At 39.6% G+C, this 24,969-nt stretch carries 22 protein-coding genes and 1 pseudogene; 7 read left to right on the forward strand and 16 right to left on the reverse strand.

Features of this window, described 5'->3' with window-relative positions; all coding sequences use genetic code 11:
• Positions 1–496: 496 nt before the first annotated feature.
• The 9 genes from FTU22_RS10615 to acnD form a co-directional block, all read right to left on the reverse strand.
• Positions 497–1,162 carry a pseudouridine synthase gene (locus FTU22_RS10615; RefSeq protein ID WP_180094367.1) on the reverse strand — a complete coding sequence of 222 codons (666 nt, stop codon included), beginning with the start codon at positions 1,160–1,162 and terminating at the stop codon, positions 497–499.
• A gap of 85 nt (positions 1,163–1,247) precedes the next feature.
• Positions 1,248–1,706 (reverse strand): GIY-YIG nuclease family protein, encoded by a 459-nt coding sequence (locus FTU22_RS10620; protein WP_180094369.1) that lies wholly within the window; start codon positions 1,704–1,706, stop codon positions 1,248–1,250.
• 1,423 nt (positions 1,707–3,129) lie between these two features.
• Positions 3,130–3,387, reverse strand: coding sequence for a hypothetical protein (locus FTU22_RS10625; protein ID WP_180094371.1), 258 nt, complete (start codon positions 3,385–3,387; stop codon positions 3,130–3,132).
• A gap of 105 nt (positions 3,388–3,492) precedes the next feature.
• Complete coding sequence (locus FTU22_RS10630; RefSeq protein ID WP_078191130.1) at positions 3,493–3,702, reverse strand: hypothetical protein; 210 nt, start codon at positions 3,700–3,702, stop codon at positions 3,493–3,495.
• Between the two features lie 132 nt (positions 3,703–3,834).
• Positions 3,835–3,993, reverse strand: a complete 159-nt coding sequence (locus FTU22_RS16335) for a hypothetical protein (protein WP_257227431.1) — start codon at positions 3,991–3,993, stop codon at positions 3,835–3,837.
• 193 nt (positions 3,994–4,186) lie between these two features.
• The gene (locus tag FTU22_RS10640; RefSeq protein ID WP_111884815.1) at positions 4,187–4,762 is read right to left on the reverse strand and encodes a DUF4126 domain-containing protein; all 576 of its coding nucleotides are present in this window, start codon (positions 4,760–4,762) and stop codon (positions 4,187–4,189) included.
• A 127-nt stretch (positions 4,763–4,889) separates the two neighbouring features.
• On the reverse strand, positions 4,890–5,126 hold the full coding sequence (locus FTU22_RS10645; RefSeq protein ID WP_306669532.1) for a hypothetical protein: 237 nt from the start codon (positions 5,124–5,126) through the stop codon (positions 4,890–4,892).
• A 104-nt stretch (positions 5,127–5,230) separates the two neighbouring features.
• Positions 5,231–6,988, reverse strand: a complete 1,758-nt coding sequence (locus FTU22_RS10650) for an ATP-dependent endonuclease (RefSeq protein ID WP_180023125.1) — start codon at positions 6,986–6,988, stop codon at positions 5,231–5,233.
• A gap of 182 nt (positions 6,989–7,170) precedes the next feature.
• Entirely contained in the window at positions 7,171–9,789 is a 2,619-nt protein-coding gene (acnD, locus tag FTU22_RS10655; protein WP_180094375.1) for a Fe/S-dependent 2-methylisocitrate dehydratase AcnD, read from the reverse strand.
• 591 nt (positions 9,790–10,380) lie between these two features.
• On the opposite strand from acnD, the gene FTU22_RS10660 reads away from it, so the two are divergent.
• The 3 genes from FTU22_RS10660 to FTU22_RS10670 all read left to right on the forward strand — a co-directional run bounded on the left by FTU22_RS10660 (position 10,381) and on the right by FTU22_RS10670 (position 13,952).
• Positions 10,381–12,480: a multicopper oxidase family protein gene (locus FTU22_RS10660; RefSeq protein WP_180094377.1), complete on the forward strand. Its 2,100-nt coding sequence runs from the start codon at positions 10,381–10,383 to the stop codon at positions 12,478–12,480.
• A gap of 117 nt (positions 12,481–12,597) precedes the next feature.
• On the forward strand, positions 12,598–13,329 hold the full coding sequence (locus tag FTU22_RS10665; RefSeq protein ID WP_180094379.1) for a folate-binding protein YgfZ: 732 nt from the start codon (positions 12,598–12,600) through the stop codon (positions 13,327–13,329).
• A gap of 137 nt (positions 13,330–13,466) precedes the next feature.
• Positions 13,467–13,952: a hypothetical protein gene (locus tag FTU22_RS10670; protein WP_078192331.1), complete on the forward strand. Its 486-nt coding sequence runs from the start codon at positions 13,467–13,469 to the stop codon at positions 13,950–13,952.
• Between the two features lie 85 nt (positions 13,953–14,037).
• Here FTU22_RS10670 and FTU22_RS10675 read toward each other — a convergent pair.
• Together FTU22_RS10675 and FTU22_RS10680 are read right to left on the reverse strand one after the other, a co-directional pair.
• Positions 14,038–15,222, reverse strand: a pseudogene (locus tag FTU22_RS10675) (sorbosone dehydrogenase family protein).
• Between the two features lie 207 nt (positions 15,223–15,429).
• Entirely contained in the window at positions 15,430–15,675 is a 246-nt protein-coding gene (locus FTU22_RS10680) for a hypothetical protein (protein ID WP_078191141.1), read from the reverse strand.
• A gap of 249 nt (positions 15,676–15,924) precedes the next feature.
• On the opposite strand from FTU22_RS10680, the gene FTU22_RS10685 reads away from it, so the two are divergent.
• A complete protein-coding gene (locus tag FTU22_RS10685) occupies positions 15,925–16,731 on the forward strand; it encodes a tetratricopeptide repeat protein (protein ID WP_180094381.1) in 807 nt (268 codons plus the stop codon).
• A gap of 73 nt (positions 16,732–16,804) precedes the next feature.
• Here the strand turns inward: FTU22_RS10685 and FTU22_RS10690 are convergent, their stop codons facing one another.
• The 4 genes from FTU22_RS10690 to FTU22_RS10705 form a co-directional block, all read right to left on the reverse strand.
• On the reverse strand, positions 16,805–17,734 hold the full coding sequence (locus FTU22_RS10690) for an AEC family transporter (protein ID WP_180094383.1): 930 nt from the start codon (positions 17,732–17,734) through the stop codon (positions 16,805–16,807).
• Positions 17,735–17,815: 81 nt separating this feature from the next.
• A complete protein-coding gene (locus FTU22_RS10695) occupies positions 17,816–18,931 on the reverse strand; it encodes an NADH:flavin oxidoreductase/NADH oxidase (RefSeq protein WP_180094385.1) in 1,116 nt (371 codons plus the stop codon).
• Positions 18,932–18,943: 12 nt separating this feature from the next.
• Positions 18,944–21,049 carry a TonB-dependent receptor gene (locus tag FTU22_RS10700; protein ID WP_180094387.1) on the reverse strand — a complete coding sequence of 702 codons (2,106 nt, stop codon included), beginning with the start codon at positions 21,047–21,049 and terminating at the stop codon, positions 18,944–18,946.
• 18 nt (positions 21,050–21,067) lie between these two features.
• Positions 21,068–22,324, reverse strand: coding sequence for a carbohydrate porin (locus FTU22_RS10705; RefSeq protein ID WP_180094389.1), 1,257 nt, complete (start codon positions 22,322–22,324; stop codon positions 21,068–21,070).
• Between the two features lie 388 nt (positions 22,325–22,712).
• Between FTU22_RS10705 and mutM the strand changes: the two genes are divergently transcribed.
• The 3 genes from mutM to FTU22_RS10720 all read left to right on the forward strand — a co-directional run bounded on the left by mutM (position 22,713) and on the right by FTU22_RS10720 (position 24,415).
• Positions 22,713–23,567, forward strand: a complete 855-nt coding sequence (gene mutM, locus FTU22_RS10710; RefSeq protein WP_180094392.1) for a bifunctional DNA-formamidopyrimidine glycosylase/DNA-(apurinic or apyrimidinic site) lyase — start codon at positions 22,713–22,715, stop codon at positions 23,565–23,567.
• Positions 23,564–23,842 carry a peptidylprolyl isomerase gene (locus FTU22_RS10715; protein WP_180094394.1) on the forward strand — a complete coding sequence of 93 codons (279 nt, stop codon included), beginning with the start codon at positions 23,564–23,566 and terminating at the stop codon, positions 23,840–23,842. Before mutM ends, FTU22_RS10715 begins: the two co-directional genes overlap by 4 nt.
• 309 nt (positions 23,843–24,151) lie before the next feature.
• Positions 24,152–24,415 carry a hypothetical protein gene (locus tag FTU22_RS10720; RefSeq protein ID WP_257225850.1) on the forward strand — a complete coding sequence of 88 codons (264 nt, stop codon included), beginning with the start codon at positions 24,152–24,154 and terminating at the stop codon, positions 24,413–24,415.
• 38 nt (positions 24,416–24,453) lie between these two features.
• Here FTU22_RS10720 and mscL read toward each other — a convergent pair whose 3' ends face one another.
• Entirely contained in the window at positions 24,454–24,885 is a 432-nt protein-coding gene (gene mscL / locus FTU22_RS10725) for a large conductance mechanosensitive channel protein MscL (RefSeq protein WP_078192339.1), read from the reverse strand.
• Positions 24,886–24,969 lie beyond the last annotated feature (84 nt).

Consider the following 24,969-nt stretch of genomic DNA (forward strand, 5'->3'; position numbering starts at 1 on the left):
TTGCTAATCCTCAAAATATGCTTCAATAATTTAAGTTTATTCCCCAAAACAAACCTAAGTTACAAAAGTTAAAATCTATAATTCATTTCATATTAGCAGAACAAATGCAAAAAACCGTATTTATCCGACCAAATACACACTTGCACAATATTCAACTAAAACACTGTTTTAAATCAATTTAATAAAAAATTTTCATATTAAAAAATAATCAATCAATATTCTTTAGAAAATATAATAAAACTTTAGAAATGGTATTTATTTACTAAAAGATACAAAGAAACTTAATATTAATCTTTGTAAATATTTCACACACTTTATAGAGATATTTAAATTATTTATATATCCCCAGAATTGGGGATATAGCGTATATCATGTTTCATTTTTAAGCAGAAAAACCTATTTAAAACTGTAGATATGCAGCGCTTTTTACGTACCCTAAAGGTTTCAATTCAACACAGCAGATTTTATGAACAGTGAGCATTCACATGAATATGCTTTAAAATTCTGCCGCACAATGAATATGAACAGCTTGTTGGGTTAAGGGCTGGGTAAATGCCAGATCGCAAGCATGTAACGCCATCCGTCCGAGTGAGCTTTGCTTTGCATGCGGGTGATACAGTTGATCCCCTGTAATGGGGTGCCCAATATGCATCATGTGTACACGTAACTGATGTGAACGCCCTGTCACTGGCGTTAATAATACTCGGCTAATGTCTTTGCTTGCGTCATAGCTAATGGCTTGATACAAGGTTTTTGAAGGTTTGCCTAATTCAAAATGCACCATCTGACGTGGGCGATTTTCCCAGTCCGTAATGAGGGGCACTTCAACACTACCCTCACCTTCAAGTTTGCCTTGAACCAAAGCCACATATTGCTTTTGAACCGTCCTCGCTTGGAACATTTTACTCACTGCCACTTCTGCATCGCGGTGTTTCGCAAACATCAAAATGCCTGATGTTGCCATGTCTAAACGATGGGTAATCTTTGCTGCAGGATACTGTTGCAAAACTCGAAGATAGGCACTGTCATGATGCTCAGGCAAACGTCCCGGAACCGACAGCAATTCCGCCGGTTTTTCGATGACAACCAAGTCTGCATCTTCATACAAAATACGTAGAGGACCTTGAGGCGGCGCATAGACAAAGTTGGGATCTAAAGGCATGAACAAACTGTGTACTGGGAGAATGTCGGCAAAATAACAACTGACTAATTCGCTGTCAATCGACTTTAACCGATCAGGTCTAACCCTAACGATTATTGGTCCCCAATTTACCAAAGGCTGGTGCTAATGAATGAGACAAATCATCCTCCAGTAACTGTAAGATGCTTGCACTCGTGGTTAAAGGATACTGATGTAGTGTGATGCGATATTTGCCCTGAAACCACTGCGATAAATGCAAGGCATAGGTTCGTTTAGGCCCAAAACCTAAATGTTGTTTTAAACGATTCTTTATACCTGTCCGTGATGATCCGACATACAGAATGTGATTGGGTTGATTTAACTTGGCACAGGCATGGGTTTTCAATGCCTTAAATGCGGCATAATCCTGATATGTCTGCTGTATATCGCCACCAACTTGCTGTATCACATAAATATAATGTGCGTGTTGAGTAAGATCATCAAAACTTGAAAACTCAAATATACGCTCAGCTTTAGTCTGCTGTGCCTGCAGACAATCCTGTATCAATTGATCAAGATAACCCATAATAAAATTATTTAAAATTTAGATAGTTAAGCATAACAACTTTGTGAAAAAGGACAATCCGAAGCTTAGATTAAGTTTGAGTTGTTCTGCGTGATATTCTTTACATCAGCAATGATCAAAGTGTGTTGGGAATACATGCGAAGTTTGGAATTTTGAAAAAGATGGAAGGATTTATTATTCGATTGAATTCTTTAAAATTTTTTAGGGTGTAAGAGAAAACAGTATTGTTTACTTCAACTATCATCACTTTGTAAGTCATGATCTTATAGCCTATAAACTTCTGGTTTATAGCGTCCTAAGCTGAATCGAGACCTTTTGGGTGAGTACTGTACACGTGTTTTGCACCACTGACAGCATGCTACTCTTTTCAATCTCTATCACACCCTTGAGATATATAGTAGTGGTATCGATGAGGGATTGTTTCCCTGAAAATTACTATTTTTGACTTATTTTAAAAATATTTTTCACATTTAAAGATATATTGAAAATATTTTCTTCTTGTATCATGTTTTAGCATTTTTTCCATCTGATAAATGACTTTTCCCGAGAATTTTCGCCATAGTTTATCACTCAAACCATCGGGATCATTTGAATTCTAGACAGGACTTTTAACCAATGAGAACTTGTATTGAAATGAGTTCTCCAACTGGATTAAGAGTCAATAATGCATACCACAGCGAGATTTGAAAATTGAGGTGTGCTTGAAAAAGGTAGCAAAAAGCACAGAAGCTATTCAATGTGATGAAAATGAAATTCCTTCAGATTTAACACTTGGCTTAGGACTATTTTTACGGGAGATGCCTGATGATCTTTAAGCTTATGGTGATTAAACTGGTGTGGTTTGTTTTATGCGGATTAAAGGAGTAATGATTCATTATTCTTTTTTATTTTGGCTTAAATTTTTGGGGTGGTATAAGAGAAAACAATATTGTTTACTTCAACTATCATCACTTTGTAAGTCATGATCTTATAGCCTATAAACTTCTGGTTTATAGCGTCCTAAGCTGAATCGAGACCTTTTGGGTGAGTACTGTACGCGTGTTTTGCACCACTGACAGCATGCTACTCTTTTCAATCTCTATCACACCCTTGAGATATACTTTAACCAAAGAGGATCGGGATTAATTTCCTAAGTTTTTCTAATTTTCTACAAATTCAGCAAATTTTTTCAGCCATTTTAGGTTTAGCAGGATATTTTATCTTTTCAGCTCATTTCAGCGTTTTTTATCTGCAGATTTGCCCAATTATAAGAAAATTTTCTTTTACAATAGACAAAACGTCCAAACACAGCGTCAAATTTAAAAATATATCGCCGCTGAACATTCATCCCTTAACTTCATACAAAACTCCGCCCTTTGAGTAGAGATCTAAGCCTATCCATGTTCTGCAGATATTAGGGTTGATCTATTCAACGCATGATTGGTCATTGAGCTAAATAGCTTTGTACCCAGTGTGCGCTAAACCACCAACCACTATATGCCGCCATACCACAAAGTAAATTGGCCAAAATTTTATTCATTCGACTGAGGTCTGATGCATATATTTTGAGATTGATCAAATAAGCAATCACAGCATATACCAGTCCAATCGCACCACCAATGATGATCAGGATCAAAGGCCATGCTGCATAGGCATGTGCCTCTGCTGTATATTTTGTAGAACGGATGGTTTCTGTGGTCATGCTGTATATCCTATTAATAACGCGATTACCTGTTTTAGTTAGCAATTTCTGCGCCATTTTTCTTGGATATACAGCTTTATTTCAAGGTTAATGCATGTTGAATTTCTAGCTTTGACTACAACACTTATCACAACCGACAACTTTTTCTGTTGGCCAGCTCATACGTGCACGCTTATAAGCGAGTTCGAAATTGGCAAAATAACCAATCAATATTTGCTGGTCAAATTGCGGCATATCTACGCATCCTTGCGTACCATTGTGAATTAAATGCGAGCCATTCGTTAAGGCATTTTCATCGACTATAAATTTAATCATCTACCATTCCCCTGATTATTTTTTATAAAATTCAAAGATTAAATAAATCCATATAAAATTTATGTGATTTATAATCACATACTAAAATTATGCCTTTATTGTTTAAAAATCAACCATATTTTAAAGATATTTTTAGGCGTCTCTTGGATGACTTAAACGCATAATGATGCGCTCTTTTAGGACGGATAGGTGCGATTGCTCGATTGCATTTTTTGCGCTTAAGCCAAGTGCTTGGAATGTTGAGTAAAGGTATTTTTCACTCGAACTGACATCAACAAATACGGCGTCCAAATCAGACAACCCATAGTACTCGTCGCTAACTGCATGATGGTCTGTGTATCAGTAGCGCTTCTTATAATTTTTATAATCTTTATCAAACTTTGCTAATACTCAGTTTCAGATTTTTAATTTTATATTTATTAAACAAAACGCAGATCACTCACTCTAAAAGATGGATTCATTTTAGAGTGAAATATTGATTGGTTTATAAAGGGGTATCGACCTGTACAGTTCGTTTTTGGCGTATGCGGCGAACCAACCAGATCACGATTGCAATCACTAAGATCACCACGAAAAATGGGACTAAAAAGGCCAATACTGACAAGACTGCAGCACCAATCCATTCCCCTGTAGATAAGATCGGATTTGCAACGCCACCTGTGGTTGCGGTAGATACACCACGCGCAGCGACAGTACTCATTTGCACTGCTGTTGCTGTACCACCACCGACAATAATTGCTGCCGCCCAACTGGCAAACTGTGACATTTCACCTGAGCTTACTGCCATTGTGGCGATGGTCCCTGCGATCATTGCTGCGGGTGTTGAAATGGTGTCGAGCGCATTATCTACCCAAGGAATATAGTACGCGGCAATTTCACAAACCGTCGCAATTGCTAAGCCAATACAAACTGCAGGCATAGACAACCATTCGAATCCTTTCATCGGTTCGAATAGTCCTAAAATGGAAGCAACACTCATCACCAATAAAGGTACAAAGACACGGAAGCCACAGGCAGCACTTAAGCCAATACCAATACACAGTCCTAATATTGTTTCCATGGGCTTCTCCGAATGGTCAAACGTACAATTTGTTTTTATGTATGCTGTGTTATACGTTAGCAAAAAGCCCTATCGAGTGATAGGGCTTTTCTTTCTAAACAGCGGATAACTGTTAGTGTTTTGCAGCTTAGGCATTCTTATTGTTAAATTGATTGCCTTGGCATTTGGTACACGGTGGTAAACGATCAGTACCAATTTCTAAGTAGACGCGGTGTCCGCATTGAACACAAAAATAGAAGCCTGTTCCGGGTTTTTGACCAGCAGTAACCATTTTTGTTCTCCATGTGTTTTTAGAAATGGTAGATTCAGTATAACTCTCTTGTGATGAATGTCTATTGGTCATTTCGACAATTGATAATGGCATTTAGGCAAAGCATAATTTCGATTGGAAATTTTGGCTGTATCTTAATTTCAAACACTCCTTATATTAAATTAGAATGAAAATATTAATCTATATGAAATTCTTAATTATTTTTGGATACACCAACTTGTAAATTCATTAATGTGAGTTGGATCTAGTACGACTTCTTCTAGGCTTTTCTCATCCAAATCCTGTTTAAACTTATACCATTCATTAGTTTTTTTTGTTTCAAGACAAAGATGCGGTTCTATTGCACCCGACCTCCACAACCAAATCGAATGTGTTATGAAATGCTTTCTTAACTTCTCAATCGGTTCATGTGCATTTGGTTGTTGGGCTAAAAGCTCATAAATTTCAGCCGCTTTAAATCCATCACCTCCTGATGGATAACGACCATTCAATTTAAAACCATGAATTGGCTGTATTTCACTAACAATATCAAGGCATTTACTTATATTGTGATTATCTTTATCAATTAGATGAAACTTTTGAGCTGAAAAAGCAAAATCCAAATCAGCTAATGCTTTCACTGGAATATTCATTTCTTTTAAAATATTAATCATACCTGAAATACTTTGTGAACCATTTGCTATAACTAAAGCTAGTTTCAGCTCACCCAAAGACTTACCTGTAACTTTTTTTATTAATGCTGGAAGAACTTGTTTTTCGGTCTCTCCTTCTGCGATTAGCACAGTGTCAGAAAATAAAATTTGACCTAAATTATAAGTTTCAAATAATAATCTTGCTTGTGCATCATGAGTATTTAAAACCTTAGTTATAGCCTCTTTTAACCGAACTTCAACTCTAGTTCCATTTGCATCTTTTCTTACAATATTTGTATAAGGAATATCATCATGTTCAATCATAAATGGCGAATGAGTTGTAAATACCACTTGATAGCCTTTTTTTGAAAGACTTTTCAAAGATGCTCTTAATAATTCAATTGCTTGAGGGTGTAAAAATAATTCAGGTTCATCAATCAGTAATAGATTTGTTTTTCCCTCTTTAGAAACATCTTTTGTGATTTCAGCTAAATGCCTAATTAATGTCATTTGGATAGCTCTTTGAGCTCCATGCCCCATATCACTAAAATCAGTTTTCCTATGATTTCCTTCTTCAGTTACTTTTATCTTTCCTTGTTTAAATAAATCATTAACATCAGGCGTTGGAATATCTATATTCAATTTTAACCCCGGGAAAAAATCTTCTATTTTATTGTTTATAGAATTATCAAACTCCTCAAAGTCTTTTAATCTTTCCTCACCATCAACATTAAGTTTTGAACCAATTACCTTTAATGCATCATTAATTACATCTACTTTTGTTGCTATAATTTCTTTTTGTAAAATGGCTATTAATTTTCCAATTGTATTACCTGCTTTAAATTTTGAAACATCTTCAGCTGAATCTTCCATAGAATTTATAAAAGTTGGCTCAGGGAATAAAGTTGTTATTGCTTGCGGTAATCCATTCGGATTGTTCCACTCATCATCATTTTGATTCGGAAGTTGTACCCCCATTACTACTGCATTTTTACCTGCACCAGGTCTTTCTTGTAAAAATCTAATTCTTATTTTTTCATCGTCTAAATATGGTTCTAAGCTTTTAAATTGTGTTTCAGATAAATGAGCCAAACTTTGCTCATTCAATCCATCTAATAAAGCAATTATTTGTATAGGTTTACTGCAATCATAAAAGCTACTCTCATCTTGCGCTTTCCCTCTCACAAGAATATCTATGCATTTTAATAAATTGGACTTACCAGCATTGTTATATCCTACTAATGCTGTAAACGATTCTAATTTTAAAATAGTCTCTTTACATGATCTAAAATTATTAATTTTAATTTCTGTAATACGATGCATTAAAATCCCCCGAAATTAAGCAAGAAAAACCCCACATAAATGTAGGGTCTTTTTTAAACAATATCAATAACTTTAATCTCCCCCTTGCGAAGTAATACTTCTCATCTTTTAAAAGAGGGGAACTCCCTCCTTTTTCAAAGGTGAGGAATATATTCCGTAAGGGGTGGATTTAAAGAATTACATTAAGCCACATTCCCTTCCAAAAAGTCCTGTGCAAAGCGCTGCAACACACCACCCGCTTCATACACATGAACTTCTTCTTCAGTATCCAAACGGCAAGTCACAGGCACTTTAATGATTTCATTTTTGCCATCAGTCGTAGAACGTTCAATCACTAAAGTTAAATCAGAACGCGGTGCAATATTACCAATCACGCTATAAAGCTCAGTACCATCCAGCTTCAAAGTTTTACGGTCAGTCCCTGCTTTAAACTCAAGCGGTAACACACCCATACCCACCAAGTTAGTACGGTGAATACGCTCAAAACCTTCTGCCACAATTACTTCTACACCCGCAAGGCGCACACCTTTGGCAGCCCAGTCACGGCTCGAACCTTGACCGTAGTCCTTACCTGCAATGATGATCAGCGGCTGCTTACGATTCATATAAGTTTCAATCGCTTCCCACATACGCATCACTTCGCCTTCAGGCTCTACACGCGCTTTTGAACCTTGCTTGATCGTACCGTCAGAACGCACCACCATTTCATTAAACAATTTCGGGTTGGCAAATGTCGCACGCTGTGCAGTTAAATGGTCACCACGGTGGGTTGCGTATGAGTTAAAGTCTTCTTCAGGCACGCCCATTTTATGCAGGTACTCACCCGCTGCCGAATCCATCATGATCGCATTTGAAGGCGATAAATGGTCTGTGGTGATGTTGTCAGGCAGAATCGCAAGCGGACGCATATTTGCAAGTGTACGCGGTGCAGCCAAAGCCCCTTCCCAATACGGCGGACGGCGGATATAAGTACTTTGCGGACGCCAGTCGTATAACGGGCTTGCCGCTTTTTCACGCTCACCCAAATCAAACATTGGGATATACACTTTCTTAAACTGTTCAGGTTTAACCGCTTCTTTCACCAATGCATCAATTTCAGCATCAGACGGCCAAATGTCTTTCAGGTAAATTGGATTGCCATCTTTGTCATTACCCAATGAATCGGTTTCGATATCAAAACGAATCGTCCCTGCAATGGCATATGCAACTACGAGCGGAGGCGATGCCAAGAACGCTTGTTTTGCATAAGGATGGATACGTCCGTCAAAGTTACGGTTACCTGAAAGTACCGCAGTTGCGTACAAATCACGATCAATAATTTCTTGTTGGATTTTTGGATCTAAAGCACCTGACATACCATTACACGTGGTACATGCATACGCTACGATACCAAAGCCTAGTTTTTCTAAATCACCCAATACACCTGCTTCTTCTAGGTATAAAGCTGCTGCTTTAGAACCTGGTGCAAATGATGATTTCACCCAAGGTTTACGCACAAGTCCTAACTCATTAGCTTTACGTGCAAGTAAGCCTGCTGCCACGGTATTACGTGGGTTAGAAGTGTTTGTACATGAGGTGATTGCTGCAATGATGATTGCGCCATCAGGCATTAAACCTTCAGCTTCCTGAGCTTTAGCCGCTTCTAAGTTACCTGCAATGCCTTTCGCTTTTAAATCAGCAGTTGATACACGTGCATGTGGATTCGATGGACCTGCAATATTACGAGTGACTTGTGATAAATCAAAACGTAGTACACGCGGGTATTCTGCCGCTGTCATATCCGACGCCCAAAGACCAATTTCTTTGGCATAGGTTTCAACCAATTTCACTTGATCCGCTTCACGGCCTGTCAATGTCAGGTAATCAATGGTGTTTTGGTCAATGTAGAACATCGCAGCCGTTGCGCCATATTCAGGGGTCATATTCGAGATCGTTGCACGGTCGCCTACAGACATACTGTCTGCACCTTCACCGAAGAACTCTAAATAAGCACCAACCACACGTTCTTTACGCAAGAATTCAGTTAAAGCCAATACGATGTCAGTTGCGGTAATGCCTGCTTGACGCTGACCGACAAGCTCTACACCAATGATGTCTGGTAGACGCATCCAAGATGCTCGGCCAAGCATCACATTTTCAGCTTCGAGTCCTCCGACACCAACAGAAATTACACCCAATGCATCAGTATGCGGCGTATGTGAGTCTGTACCCACGCAAGTATCAGGGAAAGCTAAACCATCACGGTTTTGAATCACTGGAGACATTTTCTCCAAGTTAATTTGGTGCATGATACCGTTGCCCGCAGGGATCACATCAACATTTTCAAATGCTGTTTTGGTCCATTCAATGAAATGGAAACGGTCTTCGTTGCGACGATCTTCAATTGCGCGGTTTTTCTCAAAAGCGTCTGGGTCAAAACCGCCAAACTCTACAGCTAGAGAATGGTCAACAATCAGCTGCGTTGGAACAACAGGATTGACTTTTGACGGGTCGCCACCTTGGTCAGCAATCGCATCACGCAAGCCTGCAAGGTCAACCAATGCGGTTTGACCGAGGATGTCATGGCACACCACACGTGCAGGGTACCAAGGGAAATCGTGGTCTTGTTTGCGGTTAATCAGTTCTTTTAAAGACTGTTCTAAGATTGCAGGGTCACATTTACGAACCAACTGCTCTGCAAGGACTTTAGATGTATATGGGAGTTTTGCGTATGCGCCTGGCTGAATATCTTCTACGGCTTGGCGTACATCGAAGTATTCTAGCTGGGTGCCTTGCAGCGGTTTACGGTAGTTGTTGTTCATAGCGTTCCTGCCCTCGGTCTTTCATTTTTTTGCGTTGTCTTTTTCATAGACAATTCATCTTTGTTCGATAGGCATACTACACTGCCGAAAACCCATTTCCCAAATCTGATATATTTCATAGAGTTAAATATAAAAACAGGGGTTTTTGAAATATTTAGTTACACTAACTTTGGAATATTCGCTCTAAATGTGATTTTTTTTGAAAAATAGCTGCAAATCTGCCTCATTCTTTAGTCTAAGGAAAATTGCACTGCATAATATTTAATCTAAATATCAACCAAATTGATTAAAAATCAGTCTTATCAATTTTAGTATTTAATAATCAAGGCATTAAATTACTTCATTAGCTCATTGCGCCTCAAAGCCATAATGTGAATCAAAACACTGTTTTATCATTTATTTCATCTTAATTCTCAATTTATCCCTATTTGCAGGGATAGCGTCGAATCACCCCTCTCTCAGATAATAAAAGCACGACATACAAGCACAGTAATTCGCTGTACTCGCCAAAATAATCACAATATTTACAAAACCTTAGCTAAATAAATCAGCGACTACTGTTCTACCGTCATTATGCTTTGGGGAAAGATCATGACAAAATTTAAAACCATCATTGGGGCTGGCTGCCTCTTAAGCTGTCTCAGCTTCATTGCCTGTGGCGACAACGACCAATCGACAACAGATTCGACGACTCAAGAAGAGGAAGTAGACTCACCGACTGTCATCTCGAATCCACCACGTTTGAAAGCCAATGCACAAGGTGAGCATGAACTGCTGATTGCCTATAAACGCCAAGCCTTATACGACCCTGAAACGGGTGAAAATGACCTATTACAGGTCAGAGGCTATCTGACTAAACCTGAACTCTGGAACTCGAAAAATAGCGATGGCAGTGTTTCGGATGTGTTGGTTGGCCCACAAATTCGTGCGAAACAAGGTGACAATTTAAAAATTCATCTGGTCAATCACCTCCCTGTTGAATCGACGGAGACCTGTCCAAGTCCAGTGACCAATATTAACCAAGGGAACTGTTTTAACACCACAAATTTACATACACATGGTCTTTGGGTTAGCCCGCAAGGAAATAGTGACAACGTATTTTTGAGCTTAAAACCTCAGCAAGATTTTCATTACGAATTTAAGATCGAACCGAATCATCCTGCGGGAACATTTTGGTATCACTCGCATGTGCATGGTTCAACCGCGATTCAGGTCTCAAGTGGCATGGCTGGCCCTTTGATTATTGAGGGAGAGCGGAAACCTGTCATTCGTCAGGGGCAAATTCAGCAGACTGGAGATTTGGACATCTTATGGAAAAATCAAAAAACCCAGCAGTATGACCATGAAAAAATCATGCTATTCCAGCAGATTCAATACAATGAAGATTGCGACAGCAATTTAAGCCAAGTGAATGGTACACCCTGCATCTATAGCTTAGAAGATTATTCAAAACTCGATATACCCACCTCATGGGCGGATGAAAATCGTTTTACCAGTATCAATGGCAAAATGTTTGGTGAAATTAAGGTGGATCAGAACCAATACCACCGCTGGCGCATGATTCACGGCGGTATCCGTGACACCATTGGTTTGACCATCAAAGAACTACCTGATTCTGCGCTCTTTACCGCAGAGCAAACCCTGAGCGAATGTCAAAAGTATCAAAGCAAGTCGATGTCTTTACAGTTTAAAACGCTGAAAACATTACCGTTATATACCCTTGCACAAGACGGCTTGACCATGGGGAAAATCCAAAAGCACGGGATTGAAATTTTTCAGCCGGGTTATCGCTTTGATGCCATGCTCTCTTTCCCGACCACCAATAAATACTGTGTATACGATGCCAAGCTGAATCTTGAAGATGAAATTAATGCGCCTGAATCAAGTCCGCTACTTCGTCGCGCACCAGAAGAAAAACTCAATACACAGCTCCTCGGTTGGGTCAATGTGCAAGCAACTCAACTACCGCAGCAAACGCCGTTTAACTTCTTAAAAAGTCAGGCCACCCAACTAAAACTGGCACCAGAAGTGATTGCACAGCTCGAACAGGGTGATTTATCAGCCTTTATCTCGCATGCGAGTTTAATGACTGCTGAAGTCGATGAAATGCTCAAAACGATGGCGAAGCAAATCACCAACTTTGACATTCTGTTCAATACAGATGGCAGCTTTAAATTTGGTATTCGTCATGCCGAAGAAGGTACCTTGATCAGCTTTGGCGATGCCTACTATGATGAAGACCATACCCACCATAGCTATGTCCGCAAGCTTCCAATCGGGCAAACTCAAGAGTGGGAGTTAAGCAGTAATGTTGCCAGTCATCCTTTCCATATTCATGTCAATCCATTCCAAGTCGTGAAAATATTGAATGAAAATGGTGTCGATGTCAGCGCCATCGGCAGCTCAGATAAAGATCGTGCAGGAAATATTGACTCGCAATATCATGGAATGAAAGGCGTTTGGAAAGATACGCTCTTTGTCAAACAGGGCTATAAAATCTTTGTTCGCAGTAAATACGAAAAATTTGAAGGTGACTTCGTGCTGCACTGCCATATTTTAGACCATGAAGATCAAGGCATGATGGAAACCGTGCGTATTTGTGGCGATCAATATGATTGTAATAGTGAACCGCCTTCGCATCATTCCACTATGGATATGACTGCAAGCGATATGCCTACACACAATCACTAAGACAGATCTCTGCTGTACAAAAGCCCATATCAATATGGGCTTTTTGTTTGCCTAACACTGCGGCTTGCTGCAAAATAACATGATTAATGATATCTAAAATTTATACTGAGGCTGGTCATGACAACGTCTATGGCATTCACATCTTTTTCACTCAACGGTGTCGATGCACAAAAATTTCTACAAGGGCAAGTGACTTTGCATGTTGAACGCCTTGAAGAAAATGCAACACGTTATACCGCAATCTGCGACCTCAAAGGCCGTATTCATTTTGGTTTATGGCTCACCAAACACAGTGCTGAAAGTTTTTCTATTGTCACTACAGCAGATCAAGCCGAAGAATTTGCCAAACATATTAAAAAATATGGTGCATTTTCTAAGATGAAACTTGAAGAAACTGGTGCAGTTTTTCCAAGTTTAGTCGGTGATGAAACGACATTTACTTCGGAACCGACGGATGTTGTTGCATGGGAAATTCAAGCGATTCAAGCGGGTCAGGCCTATATCGACCAAGCTATTGAACATGTGTTCCAACCGCAAGAGTTACGTCTACATCAGCGTGAAGGTGTCCACTATGACAAAGGCTGTTATTTGGGTCAGGAAGTGATTGCACGCTTATGGTTTAAAGCCAAACCGAAAGCTTGGTTGCATGCGATTTCAGGTACAGGCACTGCTCCTGCACAAGGCGAACAGCTGAATAAAGGCGTACAAGTGGTCAATAGCGCGGCTGTAGAAAATGGTTATGTAGCTTTAGTTGTGGCACGCCCAGAAGCTTTAGAAGAGTTAGATGTGACAGTTTTAGCCTTGCCTGAAGCATTGAATGGTGATGTGGCGCGTCCGCAGTCAGCTTAAATAAATTCAGAAGATAGCTACATTTAGCTATCTTCTTTTATAACAAATCTAAGTTTTAAATTTTAAAATTCATCATGTTAATTTGACTATTTTTAAACTAAAATGCACTCCGAATTTTAACAATAAACTATATAACGATGCATCAGACACAATTTCAAGACCCAAAGCATAAGTTAATCGCACTCTACTATGGTGGTTTTTCAATATTAGCAGTTTTAATGATATTTTATTTTATTGGTTTTCTTAATCTGTTCTCAATTAACAATATTATTTATCTACTGTTCCTTCTTCAACTTATCATTACAATTTCTGGCAGTTATCTTTACTGGAAACAAAACATTAAAGGTTTAATAACCCTAAAATGGATAAGTTTTAGTTTGATCTTCCTTATATGTACGCCTTATTTTTTATATATTCCAAATATTGCACTTATTTTTGGTTTTTACATAGAAGCAACTCCTGATTCTTTTTTCTATCTACTAAAAGCACATATAGGCTACAACACGTCAATAAAATTCAATACAGCTGGAACTTTGCCTTGGGGCTTTGGTTTAAATTTTATTGAGTTAATTATGTTCTTACGTTTTAGAAAAATTTTAAAAGAAACTCTACAGCAAACATAGAAATAGAAGAGTTAGAATCCTCTCTCATTAATGATCATATTTTATAACATCAAACCCACAGCCAAAGCCTAAAGACTTTGGCTTTTTAATCACTTATTTTTTCCCTCACATAATAAATCCCCCCTGCCCGATCATCCGAAAAATAAAAAGATTTTTCATCGATTTTATAAATATCTGCAGGTCGCCCATGCACCGTTTTACCGACTAAAAAACCATCCATAAAGGTTTCAAGTTTTTGTCCTTTACGCATAATTGCAATTTGATAGCCATGACCAATGCCTTCGTCCGTAGAACCATGCAAGGCCATTAAAAATGCATTTTTAATGGCGGTATCAGTATAAGGGTCATCAAAATAATCAAAACCCAATGCAGATGAATGCGAAGGGAAATAAGTATAGGGCGATGGAACATTTTTACAGCCAGATGCACGTTTAAATTTAGGATCCGCTAATACTTTGCCCTGCCATGAATAACATGCGGGCCAGCCATAATCGATATCCCGTTTTAACGCATAAAAAGTTTCATCTGGCTTTTTACTTCCCAAATGATCAGAACCTTGATTAGTTGCAAATAGAAATCTGCCGATCCATTTTAGCCCAACAGCATTACGCAAACCTGTCGCATAAATCCGTTGCTCTGAACCATCAGGATTCATCTCGATGACGGATGCTCGTACTTTTTCTTTTTCTACACAGGCGTTACAACTCGAACCAACCGACACATAAACTTTTCCATTCCCACCAATAGCAATCGTCCGAGTCAGGTGCCAACCGCCGTATTTATAACTCAAACCATAATCTGGAAATGTCGCTAAAACTTCAGCCTCACTCGAAGGCTGAGTTTCTCATCTACTAAATTTTTGCCGTGTCAGTCGATGCGTTTCTGCCAAATAAAGCCAATCCTGTCCTTGAGCATCGGTATAAAACTGAACTGAATTTGGATTTCTCAAACCAGTCAGATAAGGAATGATTTTGCCAAATTTACCTGTGTCAGCATTCCAATCATCCAATATATACACAGTACCTTTTTTATTATCTGTTAGATCATACATATCCGTGACAAACATTCTGCGATCAGGCGCTTGCGCAAAAAAGCGTACCCGTTTGAGACCTTCAGCAGCAGGAATGATCTCGAAATTTGCAGGCAAATTTAAAGAAAACTGCTTGCCATTTTTTAAATGGATTGGATGCGGAACAAGCTTGGGTTGTTGAGCCCAACTGGTTATTGAACAGACGAAACTAAGGATCAAGATGGCACTTATTTTTATCATATTTAAATACATCTCAATGAATCATGTATATCTATATTCATCATAGATGCCTTGTATCTATTTTATTCAATTTATATTTTTAGAAAATATTATATTTTTGAAAATTAAGGTTTTTTAAATCACATATGCTGTGGCAGTACACAACAGTCAAAAATAAGGAGGAACTTTATTCCCCCTCACTTCTTCGTTTTTAAATCATGATTTTAATCAAAATCCATGAAACAACTTATTCATGTCTTTGCATACATATTCTTTAAAATGATAGGCGCGCGCATGTTTGGCATCAAATTTAGCTTCTAAATCGCCTTTTTTGAAAATATAGACACGATCCTCTTTACTGACTAAAAACTCTGCACCCAATTTCATCAAAAGCGCATCAATTTTATCTTCATCTGCAATCGATTCATCTGCATTAATTTTATCGTAATTGCGTTTAATGCCTTTAATAAACATCGCGCTGCCTCTGAGAAAATAACAATGCGCGATTAAATCAGAGTCCTGCTTTTTTGCAAAGGCTTTTGATGCAATAAAGTCGTAGCATTTAAAGTGCAAATGGCAATCAACATTATTTTATAAAAACGCTTTAAATCACAATTCCTCACTTTACATTTACGTAAATCTACCTATGATGTAAAAACCGACAAAAATAACCACCAAAACACATAAATGGAATTATGTGTATGATTTAAAAAAGGTTTCAAGATGAAAAAAATCCTACTTGCAAGCATTTTAGCAATGAGCACTCAATTCGCTTTTGCTGAAACTAAAACAGATGCCGTCGATCCTGAATTTGCTAAAGTGGAAGCTATGGTCAATGCCAAAGATATGAATGGCGCCTACCAAACACTGAGCAAGCTTGCAGCAAAAGGTAATGCTCAGGCTATTTATAATTTGGGCTATCTTACTCAAACAGGTCAAGGCGTAGCGAAGGATGAGAAAAAAGCCATCCAACTCTATGAACAGGCTGCAGCCAAAGGTTACCCTGTTGCAAACTATGTTTTAGGTAAAAATTATGCAACGGGCACACTGGGCTTAAAACAAGACACCAATAAGGCCAAACAATATTTAGAACGCGCATCTTCGGCTGGTTTTGATGATGCCTCCATCGACTATGCCATTTTACTTTTTGCAGAAAATAAACCTGAGTCAGATAAATTGGCGCTCAGTAAACTTGATCCGCTGATTAAAAAAGGCAACTACCCTGCGATTCATGCCAAAGCGCTTTATGACATCAGTGCTGGCTTTAAAGCTAAAAATGAAAAGCCTATTCAGCAAGGTCTAAATAGCATTCAAGAATTAGCAAAAAAAGGCTATGTCCCTGCATTGATGGCGGTGGGCAATATGTTTGTAAATGGCAATATCATCCCGCAAAATTTGCCTGAAGCTAAAAAAATATTTAGCGCTTTAGCCAAAGAAAATATTCCGCAAGCCAAAGAATCTTTGGCAACCGTGGATAAAATGATTGCTGAACAAGCCAAAGCACCAAAAGCCAATGCGAAAAAGAGTTAATTGAGCATTAAAAAAAGCCCTGCACATGCAGGGCTTTTTTCATGGGTTTAAGCAAATCTTGAGCTGATCAAAATCACGTCCACCACAAACTGATTAATACACCTGTTACGACAAAGCCCAAGATGGTACTCATCAACAAAGGCGTTAAGGTCTTTTCATTTAAGCCATAAACTTGTCCTAGCATGGCAAAAATCGTTGGCATCGGCAATGCGGCAATAATCGTCCCTGCATATAACATCTCTTGGCTGACATCGGTCAAATAGCGTAAGCCTAAATAAGTCAGTAAAGGCATCACCAAGTTGCTTGAAATCACCAAATATAAGCTCTGAGCATTCACATACTTTAAGCTCATACCGACAATTCCACCACCAATTGCAAACAGCGCCAATGGTGAAGCTGTTTGACCTAACATCGCCAGTACATCATTGATTTGATGTGGCAAACGGATTTGGAAAATTGCAAATCCAATCCCTAACATTACCCCTGCAAACAATGGATTTTTTAAAAGGGTCATTAAGGTATTTTTGATGATGTCGCCAATATTGGCTTTTTGCTGTGAACTTCCTAATTGCGCAAGGACCAGCACCGTTGGAATCAGCAGCACACTTTCAATAATGACGATTAGTGAGGTATAGGTCATCGCATTTTGACCGACCAATAAGCTTAGGACTGCAGTGCCAATTAAACCTGTATTTGACATACCAGCACCTAGTGACAGTACCGCTGTTTGCGACATATTATTTTTAAAATGTGTCGACAATAGCCAATAGGCCATGCCATACAGTAAAAACGTGACTCCGGTATAAACAAAGAAATAGCCGGGATACCAAATTTGATGCAAATCTTTAGAAGCTAATGACTGAAAAAACAAAGCCGGCAGTGCAATCTTAATCACAAATGCACCAATGGTTCCGACCTGTTCTTTACTCAATAAACTGCATTTTACAGACAGATATCCCAAGGCCAAAAGAAAAAAGATTGGACCAATCACCTCAAAGACCATACGAAATATCCTGTGTAATAGACTCTTCCATCCACACCCTCAACCTGAGAGTGTAGATCGGACCGCTATAAATTTTGATAATTAGAAAGCCGTAAATTGACTTCTTTGTGCATGCGGCTGACAGCGTAAGTACTGCGGAGAAATTTTTAGATTTTCACCGAGTTCAGCAGCAGCATGCCATGGCCAACGCGGGTCATATTGAATTGCACGAGCAAGACCAATCGCATCTGCCATGCCATATTGTAAGATGCCTTCGGCTTGCATTGCTTCGGTAATTAAACCCACAGCAATTACGGGAACCTGAACGGCTTGCTTAATGGCTTCAGCAAAAGGCACTTGATAACTGGCTTGTAATTGAATTTTTTGCGCAACATCTAAGCCGCCACTAGAAACATGAATATAGGCTGTGCCTAGTTGTGCAAGCGCTTTTGACAAACCAATTGCCGAGTCTAGATCCCAACTCGGTGCTTCAGTATATTCCATCCAGTCAGTTGCGGAAATACGTACCCCAATTGGATAATCTTCAGGAACGGCATTTTTCATGGCTTGAAACACTTCAAGCGTCAGCCGAATGCGATTTTCCAGATTGCCACCATATTCATCGCTACGACGATTCGACAATGGTGACATAAATTGATGCAGCAAATAACCATGTGCAGCATGTAGCTCAATTAAGTCAAAGCCTGCATCTACCGCGCGTTTTGCTGAATCGGCAAAGTCTTGAATGACCTGCTGGATTTCATCTCGGCTTAAAGCATGGGGTACATGATCTGTGGCATTAAAGGGCAAATCACTGGCTGACACAGTTTGCCATCCTTGAGGATGATCTGGGGGTAATTGTCCACGTCCTGCCCAAGGTTTATCTGTCGATGCCTTACGACCCGCATGTGCCAGTTGGATAGCAAATGGCATAGGGGAAAGTGATTTCACCTTGGCCAATAGTGCCTTCATCTGTGCGCGTTGCATATCATTCCAAAGGCCGAGGTCTGCATAGCTAATGCGCCCCTCTGCCTGTACAGCTGTTGCCTCGACGATACAAAGTCCAGCACCTGACAATGCATAATTCGCCCATTGTTGCTCATGCCAATAGCTTAACTCCCCTTGCTCATTGGCAGAATATTGACACATGGGTGCAATCACGATTCGATTACTCAGCCCCAATGTTCCAAACTGAATTGGTTGAAATAACAACGCCACATCACTCTCCTTTTAGAAGGCTTTGGTCACACTCAATCCTGCACTCCAATTCACCCCATCCGCGGGTTCAAAGAAGCGTCCGTTTCCATCATTGACGATCACTGAACCGACATAGTTCTCATCAAACAAATTATCTGCACGTACATAGGTTTTGACTTTCCAATCTGCTTGTTTCCACACATAACCTGCGTTGGCAGAAACCACGGTATAGCTCGACGCGGCATCACTGTTGGCATCATCGACATAGACTTTATCCATATAGCGAACATCTAGGCCGGCATTAAAGCCAATATCTGGCTGCCAATTCAGTGCGGCAAACGCTTGGTTTTTGGCGATACCCGGTATATAGGTGCCTTTGACGACATCGCTGTCAGGAATTGCAGCATCAAAAGTGGCATCGATATAACTGTAGCTTGCTTGCGCGCTTAAATCTCGCCATAGCTGTTTATTCCATGAAAGCTCAACACCTTCACGTAAGGTTTTATCGGCATTTTTATAGGTTGCACGACCATTGATACTTCCTGCAGAGACGATGTCATCTTGGGTTTTACTTTGGAATACTGCTGCAGTGAAATTCCCCCATGCATTTTGTGATTTAAGCCCAAGCTCGTAGTTATCGCTACTGGCTGGTTTTAAATCAAAATTCATGCCGTCATCTTTGGAGTAGGCCATTTCTGTAAAGGTTGGTGTTTCAAAACCTTTGGCATAACTGGCATAGGCATTCAGTTGAGGCGCAATATTCCAGCTTACTGCTGCTGAAGGTAAAACTTTGTCATAGTCAGTTTTACCGCTGTCATCCTTATTTAAACCCACGACATATTTATCGTCGGATTCATAATGAACATTGCTATATCGTAGCCCTGTATCTAAAGTCCAATTGGGTAAAAAATTCCACGAAGCTTGGACATAGGGGTCTAAATTCCACAAGGTGTTATTTTCATTTCGACGAATATTGCCTTTCTTGCCAAAATTTCCATTGGCATCAAAATTTTCATAGCCCTTACGGTCTTCATCCATATAATCAAAGGCAAGGCCTGCAGTAAAACGCGTATTCGGCAAGAGGTCTTTGCCTGTCCAGCGAATATCTGTTCCATAATAATCACGGCTAAAATCAATCACACCACCTGCATGGCGCGCATTATTTTGTGGATTTTTGGGGATGGACTGATACTGCACCACATCACGTTGCCCCATATATACCATTGCATTAAGTTCATGCTGATCATTCAATGGTTTTTTCCACGTCAACCCAGTTTGAGTTTGGCTAATTTCCTTACGTACATCATAAGTATTATTGGCATCATTAACTTGTTTCGGATTTTGACGCAATTGCTCCCGATTCAGACCTTGTGGGTCATCGGCATTGATATCCACATGATTCACAATCCAATTGACCTTGGAACCATCATCCAAATCCCACGTCAGTTTTGCATTGCTGAGTACCTTATTTGCAGCACTATGATCACGGTAGCCATCGGTTTCAAAATAAGAAGAACTCACGACATAGCTAGGCTCATTGGCCCGTTCTGAGCCACCTTGCAGTACAATATCAGCACGACTTTTATGATGACTTCCGCCCGAATAACCAAGTTCGATCGAGTCTTTTCCAGTACCTTGTTTGGTCGTTGTTAAAATCGCCCCACCCGAAGAGTTACCGTATAAAGAGGAAAATGGCCCGCCCAACACTTCGATATGATTTAAGCTACTCATATCGATGTTTGACGTCTGTCCCTGACCATCCGGCATGGTCGCAGGGATTCCATCAACATATAAACGGATACCACGCACACCAAATGTTGAACGTGCGCCAAAGCCTCGCATAGACAGTTGCAAGTCTTGTGCATAGTTTTCACGGTTATTCAGTTGTAGTCCGGGCATACCTTTTAAGGTTTCAGACAGATTCACACCCGTATTGTTATTATTTTCAGCCTGCTGTACACGGTATACCGATGCAGGTGTTTTTAACCATGTGGTATTGGTTCGTGGTGCTTCAATGGTAATCTCAGGAAGTAAAACAGGTTCCGTAGAACCTGTTTCTGCATACAGCTGTTGGCTAATACATGCCGTCAGGCAAAGTAAATGTGTCTTAAATGATGTGACGTTAAATTTACTTTGCATAGAGCACCTATTTTGACATTAGAATATTACCTTAGAGCTTAAACCAATTAGGAAAGCATCATCAACCCGATTTGTTGAGCCTGGGTTAATCACATATTGTAAACTTGGGCGAATCATCAACCATTTCGTAGGGTTATGGCTATAGTTCAACTCGACATTATATTCTGCACTTGCATCAAATTTCTCAGCAGAAAGTCGATCATTGACATGCACACGGTTGACCGCCAAGCCCACCATATCATTTGGAAAATGGTCTACTAAACCAATATATTTCACACCCAACTGCTGTGAGTTATCCACTTTATTGGTCACACGATCATGCCATGTAAAGTTTGCAAATGAATGTAAACCTTGCTTGCCTTCACCTGTCGACGTCAATTGCTGTTCTACGGCTAACCAACCTGCAAAAGTACGGTTTTTAGCATCAGCTGGATTTGCAATGTCTTTTTGATTTTTGACATCATCAGCCGTGTTATATATACCGCCAACACGGTAACTGCCTGCTAAACCATTCACCAATGCTTTCGGTGTCCAAATGATTTCTACAGGAATAGTTACACCATCGGCATCATCGGTATCCAAATTCCAACCATGGCGTTCCAAAGCATTTTCAGGGTTGTATTCATACACACCCGCTTGTACAGCAAGTTCTGGGCTAAGCTCTTGCTTCACACGTGCGCCCCACTGTGAAACTGGGGTATTCATCCAAATATTGCCTTGCCATTTACCCATTTGCGCAGCGCAAAACGCAGTACTGGCAAAGTCACAGCCCATCACGTTAAAGTCCATACCTAGACCTAAACGGCCTGCTTTAATGCTTAAGCCTTGCTGTTTAAATTGCTTTTCAATAGACAGTTCAGATAAGCGAGTTTTCTGATTACCACGACCAAAATTGGCTTGTGTATTTGCCAATTGAGGAACATCTCCTTGCAAATCACGAACTGAGGTACTTTGACCTTGACGAGCAGTCATTACAGCACGCACAGTCACGCCATCCCAACCTGCGAGTTTTTCCATATCAAGCTGTGTACCTAACCACAATTGGCTGGCTACCGTTGCTGAATGTCCCGGATTACGACCGCCATCGGCAAGATAGGCAGCATCAGCAGCAATATTGGCCTCAAACTTCACACCTTGTTGTGCAAGTTCGGTACGTTTACCATCCCAATCCCCGAGCATGTACTGACCTTTAGTGTCGAATGCTTCTGCGGCGTGAACATGTGTCATGGCTGCTGCAACAAATGCAGGTAGAAGAGCTAGACTGTATTTTTTCATGGTAAAACCTAAATCTGGAGAGAGTCTCTAGACAAGCCACAAGGCTTGAAATCTAATGTCACAAAAATTACATAATTTTTCACGTTCTATCTCAGCATTATTTTTATCATTAACAAAACTTTAATTTATCAATAAATGATTTTAAATAAATCTATTGTTATGCAATATTTTTAGTTATTATTTTTCAATATCTTATATTTTTGAAAATTAAATTTTAAAATTCTGATCGCTTATTCGAACTCATCATCGTGACTTATTGGTTTACTATTCTCACAATTAATAATCAATAGCCTGTTCAAACATCCCCTCAGACCGCGATGAAACTTGCATTCTGTTGGGCTAGACCCAATAGTATGCATAACTTGAATGACCCATTGCTTCGACCTTTATGCCTGAATTACCAGAAGTAGAAACCACTAAAACCAGTTTATTGCCATTATTGAATGAAAAGGTTCTCAAAGTTGAGGTTTTTCAGTCGAGCCTGCGTTGGCCTATTCCTGACGACATTCAAAAACTCGTCGGACAAAAGCTGCTTCAGCTCAGCCGTCGATCAAAATATATTTTGGCTGAATTTGAACAGGACAGCATGTTGTGGCATTTGGGCATGTCTGGTAGTTTTCGGATTTGTGAAGGTCATGAAGCATTACGCAAGCATGATCATCTGGTAATTCATTTTGAAGATATGCAATTGCGCTATCACGATCCACGCCGTTTTGGCTGTATTTTATGGTTAGATGCATCGTCTCAAAGCAAACTGATTGACACGCTTGGCCCTGAACCGCTGAGTGATGCGTTTAATGCTGAATACTTATTCCAAAAATTTAAAAATAAGCAGACCAGTATCAAAGTATCGATCATGGACAATCATATCGTAGTCGGTGTGGGCAATATTTATGCAACGGAAAGCCTGTTTAACCTCGGCATACACCCTGCGCAGCCAGCATCGAGTTTGAGTTTTGAACAAGTTGAAAAAATGGTCATCGAAATCAAACGTATTTTAAAACAGGCAATTGATTTAGGCGGTTCGACTTTACGTGATTACACCAATGCGATGGGCGAAAATGGTTATTTCCAACAAACCCTGCTCGCCTACGGACGTGCCGGTGAAATGTGCATCAACTGTGAAACCATCTTGCAAAATATCAAACTAGGGCAACGCGCATCGGTGTTTTGCCCTGAGTGCCAGCCTTTAAAAAAGGTTAAAATGCTGACTAAGAAAACCGTGAAAGGAAATAAAGCATGAAGTCTGCGATTGTTCGCCACATATTAGTCAAAGATAAAGAACTATGTGAGCAACTGAAAAAGAAAATCAAAGGCGGTGCGGACTTTGTCAAAATTGCAAAGCAGCATTCGACATGCCCTTCGGGTAAAAAAGGCGGTGAGCTTGGCGACATTAAAAAAGGCCAACTGGTTGGTCCAATTGATAAGGCGGTTTTTACTTTGCCCGAACGTGAACTACATGGCCCAATCAAAAGCCAGTTTGGCTGGCATTTGTTAGAAATTAAGTTTCGGATGTAACATAGCACCCACATTGAACATGCTATAACGAGTATATCGCGAATATGTGCTTTTCATCTTAAAGCACATAATCCCAGTATTTTTTTCAATCGTTCAGAACATTGGCTGGCGGTTTTCAATCATATAATATAAATCATAGCAACCAGATAACATTGCACTAAATCAATTCTACTTAATAATAAATAAAGGACATTCCATTGGGCTATTACAACTATTTTCGTCTTGGCACTGTCGATACAACAGATTTTTACAATCATTCGAGGTGAACGAAAGCATGCACTTATCCAAGCATTATATGATGATCAAGATATGAACCCTCATGGTGAAGTCCAGTTGGCACTAGATTTAGATGGGAATCGTAACGATGAATCAAAATGGTATGATGCGATACAGCAAATTAGCAAATTATCCAAAAATCACCCTTTAGTCTTATTTATATTAGGTCAACAAGCCTGCGCACCCGAATCACCTGAAGAAGCAAATGAAGTATTTACAGGCATTCGAAATGGCATTGTTTTTTCGACATCAGAACCTAAGTTTATGAAAATGACCCCTCAACAAAATTCACAATAAAAAACGGCGCTTTAAGCGCCGTTTTCACTGCTAAAGGATTAACCTTTACGTTTTAATTCATCACGAATTTCACGAAGTAATTCGATATCTTCTGGAGTCGCCTCTGGAGCTGGCTCTTCAACTTTTTGACGGCGCAATTTGTTCATCAATTTCACTAACCAGAATACGACCCATGCCAAAAGCAAGAAGTTGATTAAGATAGTTAAGAAGTTACCGTAAGCCAAAACATTAAGGCCTGCATCCTGTGCTGCTTTTAGCGTGGTTAAATTGTTTGGGTTATCGCCCAATACTAAGAACCAATTTGAATAATCAACGTCACCACCAAGGATCCAAGAAATAAAAGGCATGATAATGTCTTTTACCATTGAATCGATGATTTTACCGAAAGCACCACCAATGATGACACCTACAGCCAAGTCCATCACGTTGCCTTTTACGGCAAATTCTCTAAATTCTTGAATAATACTCATGTGATCTCCAGAAATTTTTTCAGCTTTAATTTTGTGACGAAGTATACATTATATCTGTATAACTATTTCCACCTAATTTACTTG

Origin of the sequence: Acinetobacter sp. YH12076, from assembly GCF_013419525.1 — a bacterium.
Taxonomy (GTDB): domain Bacteria; phylum Pseudomonadota; class Gammaproteobacteria; order Pseudomonadales; family Moraxellaceae; genus Acinetobacter; species Acinetobacter amyesii.

Bases quoted from the DNA above. Each gene is read 5' to 3' on its own strand.
- FTU22_RS10620 (WP_180094369.1), bottom strand. From the start codon at position 1,706: ATGGGTTATCTTGATCAATTGATACAGGATTGTCTGCAGGCACAGCAG.
- FTU22_RS10685 (WP_180094381.1), top strand. From the start codon at position 15,925: ATGAAAAAAATCCTACTTGCAAGCATTTTAGCAATGAGCACTCAATTC.
- FTU22_RS10705 (WP_180094389.1), bottom strand. From the start codon at position 22,324: ATGAAAAAATACAGTCTAGCTCTTCTACCTGCATTTGTTGCAGCAGCC.
- acnD (WP_180094375.1), bottom strand. From the start codon at position 9,789: ATGAACAACAACTACCGTAAACCGCTGCAAGGCACCCAGCTAGAATAC.
- mutM (WP_180094392.1), top strand. From the start codon at position 22,713: ATGCCTGAATTACCAGAAGTAGAAACCACTAAAACCAGTTTATTGCCA.
- mscL (WP_078192339.1), bottom strand. From the start codon at position 24,885: ATGAGTATTATTCAAGAATTTAGAGAATTTGCCGTAAAAGGCAACGTG.
- FTU22_RS10645 (WP_306669532.1), bottom strand. From the start codon at position 5,126: ATGCCATTATCAATTGTCGAAATGACCAATAGACATTCATCACAAGAG.
- FTU22_RS10715 (WP_180094394.1), top strand. From the start codon at position 23,564: ATGAAGTCTGCGATTGTTCGCCACATATTAGTCAAAGATAAAGAACTA.
- FTU22_RS10720 (WP_257225850.1), top strand. From the start codon at position 24,152: ATGAACCCTCATGGTGAAGTCCAGTTGGCACTAGATTTAGATGGGAAT.
- FTU22_RS10680 (WP_078191141.1), bottom strand. From the start codon at position 15,675: ATGTTTATTAAAGGCATTAAACGCAATTACGATAAAATTAATGCAGAT.
- FTU22_RS10630 (WP_078191130.1), bottom strand. From the start codon at position 3,702: ATGATTAAATTTATAGTCGATGAAAATGCCTTAACGAATGGCTCGCAT.
- FTU22_RS10700 (WP_180094387.1), bottom strand. From the start codon at position 21,049: ATGCAAAGTAAATTTAACGTCACATCATTTAAGACACATTTACTTTGC.
- FTU22_RS10690 (WP_180094383.1), bottom strand. From the start codon at position 17,734: ATGGTCTTTGAGGTGATTGGTCCAATCTTTTTTCTTTTGGCCTTGGGA.
- FTU22_RS10660 (WP_180094377.1), top strand. From the start codon at position 10,381: ATGACAAAATTTAAAACCATCATTGGGGCTGGCTGCCTCTTAAGCTGT.
- FTU22_RS10625 (WP_180094371.1), bottom strand. From the start codon at position 3,387: ATGACCACAGAAACCATCCGTTCTACAAAATATACAGCAGAGGCACAT.
- FTU22_RS10615 (WP_180094367.1), bottom strand. From the start codon at position 1,162: ATGCCTTTAGATCCCAACTTTGTCTATGCGCCGCCTCAAGGTCCTCTA.
- FTU22_RS10665 (WP_180094379.1), top strand. From the start codon at position 12,598: ATGACAACGTCTATGGCATTCACATCTTTTTCACTCAACGGTGTCGAT.
- FTU22_RS10640 (WP_111884815.1), bottom strand. From the start codon at position 4,762: ATGGAAACAATATTAGGACTGTGTATTGGTATTGGCTTAAGTGCTGCC.
- FTU22_RS10650 (WP_180023125.1), bottom strand. From the start codon at position 6,988: ATGCATCGTATTACAGAAATTAAAATTAATAATTTTAGATCATGTAAA.
- FTU22_RS10670 (WP_078192331.1), top strand. From the start codon at position 13,467: ATGCATCAGACACAATTTCAAGACCCAAAGCATAAGTTAATCGCACTC.